Annotated in this window: 1 protein-coding gene; it reads left to right on the top strand. The window is 46.7% G+C overall.

Annotated elements, in window-relative coordinates:
- Window positions 1-608: 608 nt before the first annotated feature.
- Window positions 609-2,264, top strand: a complete 1,656-nt coding sequence (ltrA, locus tag QUB24_RS33185; RefSeq protein ID WP_333157824.1) for a group II intron reverse transcriptase/maturase — start codon at window positions 609-611, stop codon at window positions 2,262-2,264.
- Window positions 2,265-2,373: the final 109 nt, after the last annotated feature.

The following is a 2,373-nucleotide window of genomic DNA, read 5'->3' as shown; positions in this document are numbered from 1 at the left end:
AGCGCGACACGATGTCGCATGTTGTGAGTGAGGAGGTGACTTCTCTAGGTTAGTGTCCAAACCTATCCTCAATCTCCAAGGGCATCACTGGTAACGGTGGGGTCTTTTGCAAGGAGGTAACGTCTAAGGAGCGTCCAAGCCATTTGGACAAACCGGGCAAGAGGAAGACTGAATGGGTGAACGCAAGTGAATCTCTGATGAGGCTGCGTGACGTCTGGTCATCGAAATATGGCTGATACGGTGATGAAGGGACAATGAACCTCGGTCTTACCAACCGAGGCACGGAATTCGGTCTTATGAATCGAATTCGAGGACACCCCGTCCCCGCAGTAAAGGAGACACCCTCTTCAGTTGCATCTCTAACATGTGGAACGTGGTAACCCCAATGGGGTCTGGATTTCCAGTAGGTCAACCGCAAGGACGACTGAATTCCCCAGTGGGACAGGGATGACCCAAGAAGCGAACGCCAGTAAGCCGAAAGGCAAAGGAAATCCATAACCTGCTGGATAGGGGAATACCCAACCTGAAAGGGTGCTGACGTGGGTCAGGTGAATTACCCAAAGACTTCTGTAATGATTTCTCACTCAGGGGCAAGTTAGATGCAAAGCATGGCTTTAGCAAACGGAACCAAAGGGCAAACCGATTGGAACGCCATTAACTGGCGCAAAATCAATCGGACTGTCAGGAATTTGAGACAGAGAATCTTTCGGGCGACCACAGAACGGAACTATAAAAAGGTACGTTCGCTTCAAAAGCTAATGCTACGAAGCTATGCCAACATTCTGATGAGTGTTCGCAGAGTGACGCAGCAGAACGCAGGTAGAAATACGCCAGGAATTGACAAAGTAGTGGTGAAAACTCCTACAACCAGAGGCAAATTGGTCGATGAATTATCGGCTTTCACCCTTTGGAAAGTAAAACCTGCGCGTCGGGTGTACATACCGAAAGCAAATGGAAAACAACGCCCACTGGGAATCCCTGTTGTCAAAGACAGATGCCTTCAAGCAATGGTCAAGAATTCACTTGAGCCAGAGTGGGAGGCGAAGTTCGAGGCAACAAGCTATGGATTTCGCCCTGGCAGAAGTTGTCATGATGCCATTGAGAAAATCTTCGGCTTGGCTCGACCAAATAAACGGAAGAAATGGGTCGTAGATGCTGACATCAAAGGCGCATTTGACAATATCAGCCATGAATTCTTGCTCAAGGCAATTGGTGAAGTCCCTGGTCGGGAACTGATTAAACAATGGCTCAAGGCAGGATACATGGAACAAGGAGTTTTTCATGAAACGGATAGTGGAACTCCCCAGGGCGGCGTGGTGTCCCCCTTGTTGGCTAACATTGCCTTGCATGGAATGGAGGAAGCCATTGGTGTCAAATACGACTCCAGAGGTCAGTCTATTGGAAAGCGAGCAATCGTTCGTTATGCGGACGATTTTGCAGCATTCTGTGAGTCTAAAGAAGATGCCGAAGAAGTGATTGAAATCCTAAAAATTTGGTTGCAACAAAGAGGGTTAGAGCTATCGGCCCAGAAAACCAAAATTGTTCATCTGAGTGAGGGATTCGACTTTCTAGGCTTCAACATCAGACACTACAGAGCCGAAAAAACCTCTAAAACAGGTTGGAAGCTGCTGATTAAGCCAAGCAAGGAATCGGTAAGCAAAATACGGAATAAGTTGCGAAAGGAATGGCTCTCCTTGCGAGGGTCGAATGTTCTAGCAATTATTAAACGCTTAAACCCGATTATTCGAGGATGGGCGAACTATTTCCGTTCAGGAGTGTCTTGTGAAATTTTTCATAGTCTTGACCGTTGGATGTTTCATCGGGCAGTTCGCTATGTCAAGCACACCCACCCTAAAAAACCCCGTTACTGGAGACAAAGCCGGTATTGGGGCAGGCTGAATTTAGAGCGTAGCGACCGATGGGTATTTGGTGACAAAACCACAGGAATGCATTTGCTCAAATTTAGCTGGTTCAGGATAGAAAGACATATTCTGGTGAAGGGCAGATCATCTCCTGATGATCCAAATCTTAAAAGCTACTGGCAAAACAGGGAGAAGGCTAAATCTAAATCTCTTACTCCCAGTAAGCAAAAGATTGCTCAGAACCAAGGATGCATTTGTCCTAAATGCGGAGAATCTCTATTCAACGGGGAAGAACTGCATGTTCATCACATTGAACCAAAACAACAGGGTGGGAGTAATAGCTACAAAAATCTCCGATTCTTACACTTCTACTGTCATCAACAGATTCATGCTGCAAAATGACTGAAGCATGTGGAAACTAGTAATTTGCTTAAGCCGGATGTGCCCAAAGGTACAAGTCCGGTTTTGAGGGGAGGGGGTTACAGCGATGTAATCCCTTTACCCGACTAAT

Source organism: Microcoleus sp. B9-D4 (assembly GCF_036705105.1).
Lineage (GTDB): Bacteria > Cyanobacteriota > Cyanobacteriia > Cyanobacteriales > Microcoleaceae > Microcoleus.
This window is presented reverse-complemented; position numbering and strand designations above follow the sequence as displayed.